The sequence below is a fragment of the Parasynechococcus sp. genome, assembly GCF_042954325.1.
Taxonomy (GTDB): Bacteria; Cyanobacteriota; Cyanobacteriia; order PCC-6307; family Cyanobiaceae; genus Parasynechococcus.
The window spans coordinates 1-5,260 of the sequence record NZ_JBGKDS010000074.1 but is presented as its reverse complement, the minus strand read 5'-3'; the positions used below and the strand labels follow the sequence as shown (position 1 = coordinate 5,260).

The window sequence follows — 5,260 nt, the reverse complement described above, 5'->3', positions numbered from 1 at the left end:
GATTGACCGCCAGCGCGAGTCACTGGCCCGTTCGACCTCGAAGCAAGGATTTGGTCCGCAATCCCCGCGGGATCTCAACCAAATCAATGGCTTGAATCGGCGTACGTTCGCCGCCGCTCCGTCTCGCGCAACGCTGAATCTCTGCAATATTCATTTCCATGCCAATGCGGAACATAAAGGGGGAGACTTCACCACCTATGCGGGGCCGGGTGATGGCCATGGTGCTGGGACTGGCTATCGCTACAACGGCGTTTTGAGTGCGGCCGAGCGTCGACCGCTGTCATTCACGGTCGGCAAGGGCAAATACGGTGTGCTGGAGCCAGGCGACACCCTCGAGGTGCATTACGTGCATAGTTCCGCCAAGGTCAAGCCGGGCCCAGGCCTGGGCTCTTGCGTCGATCCAGCCATCACAAATCCACAGCTCCGGGTGGAGACCATCGTTGTGGTTCTCGTCAATGATCCTGCTGCTGCCGATTTTCAGGCCTTAACGCAAATCAATCGCGTCAATGGTCTGTATCAGGCCACGGGATTGCCGACTGATTTGGGGCAACCCGTCAGCTATGCCGGTTCCACCACAGGGCCGAGCTACAACGAAACGGCTTCACCCTTTCAGGTCACTTGGAATGTTCGTCCGCGTGTGTTGAAGGTCGATATCAGCTCCGTTGATCGCTGGCTTCGTGACAACCCCTTTGACGAAACGGCCGCCCACGGTGTGCGGAATCTGGTCCTCAATCAAACGCTGCTCTCACCCATTCCCGCAGGGCAGCGTTGAGGAAGAGGGGCAGATGCTTCGGATCAGATGAATCTCATCCTGCTCAGGTCTGGTGATTGGCTGGATTCATCCCGCGTCTGCCTGCGGGATCACCGCGCTGATCACATCCGCCAGGTGCTGCGCTCCACGGTTGGTGATGTGTTGAAGCTTGGGCGTGTCGGTGGCTTGCGGGGTGTTGGTGTCATTGAACAGATCGACAACGATGCCATTCATCTGCAGGTGGACCTGCAGGAACCCCCACCGCCCCGACATCGCTTTGATCTGGTCTTGGCTTTGCCACGACCGAAGATGTTGCGGCGTATTTTTCGGGCCGTTGCTGAATTTGGTGTTGAACATCTGCATCTGATCAATACGGCCAGGGTGGAGAAAAGTTATTGGCAATCTCCATTGCTGCGCCCGGACAAGATTGAAGAGGCCTTGTTTGCTGGGATGGAGCGTTCCATGGACACCGTTTGTCCGCAGGTTGTCCTGCACAAACGCTTTCGCCCGTTTGTCGAAGATGAGCTCCCTGGTCTCTGTGGCGATCGTCCCTGTTGGCTCACCGATCAGGGTGCTCCAACGGCCCTTTCGGATGTCTCGAATCAAGCGGCGGTTGTGATGATTGGCCCGGAGGGTGGCTTTGTTCCGTTTGAAATCGCCCTGGCCCAATCGGTCCTCGCCACCCGGGTTCACCTGGGGCGGAGGATTCTCAGTGTGGATACGGCCCTTACCACGGTCTTAGCGCAATCGTTGGACCCCGCTGGTCCTAGCGTTACTCGCTCTTTCAATCAGGACCCTCCGCGGCCTTGACCAACAAACTCATCGTGGGCAGTGAGGAGTGGTGCTCCTTGCCCGGACTCGGCCTTCCTGCGATCAAGGCCCGTGTGGATTCCGGGGCTGCGACATCCTCTCTGCATGCGTTCAACATTGTTCCGATTCAGCGCGATGGCGCGGATTGGATCAGTTTTGAGGTTCATCCGTTGCAGAACGATCGCTCCGTTGTGGTGCGGCATGAGGCGGCTGTCCTGGAACGGCGTGGGGTGCGCAACACCAGTGGAATCACAGAAAACCGCTATGTGATTCGTGAGGAGTTAGTGCTGGGTGATCAGTCCTGGCCGATCGAGCTCACCCTCACCAATCGGGATGCCATGGGCTTCCGAATGTTGTTGGGGCGTGAGGCCATGGTGGGTCGTGTCCTGGTGGATCCCGAGGGAAGTCATCAGCTCGGTGAGGTGTCCCCCGATGCGCTTCAGGAGATGTATGCCCACCTGCGCACCGAACGAACAGGATTGCGGATTGCCGTGCTGGCCACTGATCCGGAGTTGTACAGCAACCGGCGGCTGATGGAGGCGGGGGAGGAACGGGGCCACCGGATGGAATTCCTCAGCGTCAAGCAGTGCTACATGCGCTTGGACCCGCAGAACCCGGAGATGCACTACCGCGGGGGAAATGTGCTTGAACGCATTGATGCCGTGATTCCGAGGATCCGTCCCAGCATTACCTTTTACGGCTGTGCGATCACCCGACAATTCGAAGCGATGGGCATTCGGGTGCTCAATGCGGCGGAGCCGATCAAACGATCTCGCGACAAATTGCTGGCGTCTCAGTTGTTTGTTCGCCACGGTCTGAGCATGCCGGTGACGGGTTTTGCGAGTTCGCCGCTCGACACCAAAGATTTGATCAAAATGGTTGGTGGTGCGCCCTTGATTCTCAAGTTGCTTGAGGGTGCGCAGGGCCGAGGAGTCGTGCTGGCTGAAACTCAGAAAGCCGCGGAAAGTGTGATCAATGCGATGAAAAGTCTGAATGCCAATTTGCTGGTTCAGGAATTCATCAAGGAAGCTGGCGGTAAAGATCTTCGCTGTTTTGTGATTGGAGGAAAGGTGGTAGCAGCCATTGAGCGAACCGCAGCAGTGGGTGATTTTCGTTCCAACATTCATCAGGGTGGATCGGCACAAGCCGTGCGGATTCGTCCTGAGGAGCGGCGTCTGGCATTGGCGGCCACCCGTGCTCTTGGCCTGGATGTCGCCGGAGTCGACATCATTCGTGCGGAACGTGGCCCTCTGCTCCTGGAGGTGAATTCCAGTCCAGGACTGGAGGGCATTGAAACGGCCACGGGCAAGGATCTGGCCGGGCAGATGATCCAGGATCTGGAGCGCAAACTCGGCTGGGTTCGGCCTCTGGTGGCTTAGGGAACTCGGTTCCAAAGGGAGTCCGCCGCCTGATGATCTGTCATCAGCCTCTGGTTTCCATGGCGTCTCGCCTCCACATTGAGGGCGTGCATCGCACAAGCGCATCAACGCTGGCTTCGCTGGTGTTGATCAATTGGTTTTCATCGATTTTGCGTTGTTCATCGCTCCAACGACGCCGTCCTGACTCTGCACTTCCCTTGATGACAGCAACGATCGATGTCTGACACGACCAAGCTGGCCGTATCGGTGATGCTTCTGATGGCGATGGTCGTGGCTCTTGTTGTCGCGGGGTATCTCAAGGCGGGGATGAATCTTGGTGCTGTCATCGACCATCTCGGTTGATCACGGCTGGTTTCACCACCATCGTTGGCTTGGCCTCAGCGGCTTGGCTTCAGCGCCCCGTCGGCATCGTTCAAATCAGCCGAAATAGCGAAAAGACGCTCCGGCGGACGTTGGCTTGGGTCAGGGTGAAGGCATGACCATGAGCCTTGCCCTCGTTCTTGCCCGTTGTTCGGCTCGCAGCCTGATCAACCATTCCACGTCGATGGATCTGGCTGGCGTGCTGGAACTGCGCTCGATGCTGTTATTGGAGGGTGAACACGAATTGGCTGCTGGGTTGCAGGATCTCGCGCGCTGGATGTTGGTGGATCACCTGCCATAAAAAAACCCCGCCTTGGCGGGGTCATTCAAGAAAGGGAAAAGCGTCACTTGGTGACTTTGAGGCCTCGATACACGAGAACGACTTTGTCGGTGTTTGAGGCGACAGCGTTCTTCTGGACGTACTTTTGGCCGCGATAGGTGAGGGTCATGGATGGTTCCTCGAAGCAAGCTCAGGTCCCCGTTCCATGGCCTGAGTCGAACTGCGCCTCGCCGTGGACGAGGTGAACGTTGCGTAGCAGTTGCTACTCCCTCGTTGTAACGAAGGAGCCTGAACACGTGTCGTTCAGCTCGATACACATCCATTCTTTTGGTTCAAAGGCCGGCTCTGCGTCCCCGACGACGACCCAGTGGTTCCAGCCAATCCTCCAGTGTTGATGGTTGTTTGGTCAGGGGCATGCGGCAGCCAAGGTTGATGTCTCCTGCATCAATCAAACGCCCAAGCCGCAGTGCTGTGGCCTCTTCTGCTCGATTGAAGCTGGTTTGGTTGGTGGTCAACCAATTCACCTCACGCTCCGTGATCACACCAGTGCTCAGGGATTCCAGAAAGACCTCACCGACAGTCATGAGAGGGATGTAACAGCTTCGTTACATTCTGGCGCGGCCTTGCTTCGCCTGTGGGCGGGGCGGGATCAAAGGGTCTTTTGGGCGATCGCCTCCAGGCTGATACAGCGCAGGCGTTCTTTGATCACCGGACTCTGTCGAATTTCAACGCGGCCAGCCAGAGACCTTGCACAGCCTGGGGTCTGTTGAGTTGATCGTTGTCGATGGTCCGCATCCAAGGAGACGCCGAGCTGTTGCGCTGTTTGTTGCAACAAGCCGATCACAGCCCTGGCCATTCCCAGCAGGGCAAAGGCTCCAACCTTGAGTCGCGCACCCTTATTGAGAATGACTTGCATTCTCGAAACAATCCGCCTACTGTTGCAATCAATTCTCAATCGCGATAATTCGTGGCTTCCTCAAGCTTTTGCTTTCCGCCCGACGACCCCGTCGCGCCGATGTCGATGCCGCGGTCGCAGACGGTTCTGCTCGATCCCGCCGGCCGTGAGCAAGCCACGGTTCTTGAGGTGGTGGAGGGGGTTTGCCGTGTCTATTGCCCCTGTGAGGAAACAGAGGGGATGACCCTTGCTTTTCTTCAGGCTGGAGATCGTTTGCGCACCGATCGTTTGTGCAGTGATGGCGCCTGTATCGAGGCTCTGACTCCGCTGAAGTTCCGCCGTGATGTGGTCAATAGCGAGGAGCTTGGGATGGATGCGGTGAATGAGTGGACGCTGCAATTGCTCCGCGTTCGCCATCTCGGACAGGCTGAGCAACGTTTGCAGGCACTCATGGCTCTTTTGGTGAATCGATTGGGCTTGCGTTGCCGTGATTCATTTCAACTGCCCTTTCGTCTGACCCATGAACGGTTTGGCGAGTTGATTGGTGCGACGCGTGTCACGACGACACGTCTCCTGTCGAAATGGCGCCAAGCTGATTTGGTTGAGATGTCGGCAAGCGACATCAACATGAACCTGGCCCCCTCATTGATTGAGTCTTCACCTCTCAGCTTCTAAGCCCATGTCAGTGACACTGGGATTGGTGGGTGACCTTTGTCTGGAGACAGAGTGGATCTGGAGACGTCTCCGCTGCGTCCGTCAATCCATGGCGCGATGCGACGATCGCG

Annotated in this window: 9 protein-coding genes and 1 pseudogene; 7 read left to right on the top strand and 3 right to left on the bottom strand. The window is 57.2% G+C overall.

Translation table 11 applies throughout. The annotated features are described in order from the left end of the window. The 6 genes and pseudogenes from ACGVKB_RS09970 to ACGVKB_RS09945 all read left to right on the top strand — a co-directional run. Positions 1 to 772, top strand: a 772-nt coding sequence (locus tag ACGVKB_RS09970) for a delta-class carbonic anhydrase (protein WP_392351587.1), incomplete at its 5' end; no start/stop codon positions are given. Between the two features lie 27 nt (positions 773 to 799). Then, positions 800 to 1,561: a 16S rRNA (uracil(1498)-N(3))-methyltransferase gene (locus ACGVKB_RS09965; protein ID WP_392351586.1), complete on the top strand. Its 762-nt coding sequence runs from the start codon at positions 800 to 802 to the stop codon at positions 1,559 to 1,561. A 14-nt stretch (positions 1,562 to 1,575) separates the two neighbouring features. Further along, positions 1,576 to 1,950, top strand: a pseudogene (locus ACGVKB_RS09960) (ATP-dependent zinc protease); the annotation flags it as partial. A 90-nt stretch (positions 1,951 to 2,040) separates the two neighbouring features. Continuing rightward, entirely contained in the window at positions 2,041 to 2,940 is a 900-nt protein-coding gene (gene rimK, locus ACGVKB_RS09955; RefSeq protein ID WP_392351588.1) for a 30S ribosomal protein S6--L-glutamate ligase, read from the top strand. 216 nt (positions 2,941 to 3,156) lie between these two features. Beyond that, complete coding sequence (locus ACGVKB_RS09950; RefSeq protein ID WP_392351585.1) at positions 3,157 to 3,282, top strand: hypothetical protein; 126 nt, start codon at positions 3,157 to 3,159, stop codon at positions 3,280 to 3,282. A gap of 133 nt (positions 3,283 to 3,415) precedes the next feature. Beyond that, positions 3,416 to 3,601: a hypothetical protein gene (locus ACGVKB_RS09945; protein WP_392351584.1), complete on the top strand. Its 186-nt coding sequence runs from the start codon at positions 3,416 to 3,418 to the stop codon at positions 3,599 to 3,601. 43 nt (positions 3,602 to 3,644) lie between these two features. Here ACGVKB_RS09945 and ACGVKB_RS09940 read toward each other — a convergent pair whose 3' ends face one another. The 3 genes from ACGVKB_RS09940 to ACGVKB_RS09930 form a co-directional block, all read right to left on the bottom strand. Next, positions 3,645 to 3,749, bottom strand: coding sequence for a DUF4278 domain-containing protein (locus tag ACGVKB_RS09940; protein ID WP_392351583.1), 105 nt, complete (start codon positions 3,747 to 3,749; stop codon positions 3,645 to 3,647). Positions 3,750 to 3,912: 163 nt separating this feature from the next. After that, complete coding sequence (locus tag ACGVKB_RS09935; RefSeq protein ID WP_392351582.1) at positions 3,913 to 4,164, bottom strand: hypothetical protein; 252 nt, start codon at positions 4,162 to 4,164, stop codon at positions 3,913 to 3,915. A gap of 65 nt (positions 4,165 to 4,229) precedes the next feature. Beyond that, complete coding sequence (locus ACGVKB_RS09930) at positions 4,230 to 4,496, bottom strand: hypothetical protein (RefSeq protein ID WP_392351581.1); 267 nt, start codon at positions 4,494 to 4,496, stop codon at positions 4,230 to 4,232. Positions 4,497 to 4,601: 105 nt separating this feature from the next. Here ACGVKB_RS09930 and ACGVKB_RS09925 point away from each other — a divergent pair, with 105 nt between their 5' ends. Then, positions 4,602 to 5,150 carry a Crp/Fnr family transcriptional regulator gene (locus ACGVKB_RS09925; protein ID WP_392351580.1) on the top strand — a complete coding sequence of 183 codons (549 nt, stop codon included), beginning with the start codon at positions 4,602 to 4,604 and terminating at the stop codon, positions 5,148 to 5,150. Positions 5,151 to 5,260: the final 110 nt, after the last annotated feature.

What these genes read in the sequence shown, in the direction of transcription:
- ACGVKB_RS09965 (WP_392351586.1), top strand. Translation starts at nt 800, where the DNA reads ATGAATCTCATCCTGCTCAGGTCTGGTGATTGGCTGGATTCATCCCGC.
- ACGVKB_RS09950 (WP_392351585.1), top strand. Translation starts at nt 3,157, where the DNA reads ATGTCTGACACGACCAAGCTGGCCGTATCGGTGATGCTTCTGATGGCG.
- ACGVKB_RS09945 (WP_392351584.1), top strand. Translation starts at nt 3,416, where the DNA reads ATGACCATGAGCCTTGCCCTCGTTCTTGCCCGTTGTTCGGCTCGCAGC.
- ACGVKB_RS09940 (WP_392351583.1), bottom strand. Translation starts at nt 3,749, where the DNA reads ATGACCCTCACCTATCGCGGCCAAAAGTACGTCCAGAAGAACGCTGTC.
- ACGVKB_RS09935 (WP_392351582.1), bottom strand. Translation starts at nt 4,164, where the DNA reads ATGACTGTCGGTGAGGTCTTTCTGGAATCCCTGAGCACTGGTGTGATC.
- ACGVKB_RS09930 (WP_392351581.1), bottom strand. Translation starts at nt 4,496, where the DNA reads ATGCAAGTCATTCTCAATAAGGGTGCGCGACTCAAGGTTGGAGCCTTT.
- ACGVKB_RS09925 (WP_392351580.1), top strand. Translation starts at nt 4,602, where the DNA reads ATGCCGCGGTCGCAGACGGTTCTGCTCGATCCCGCCGGCCGTGAGCAA.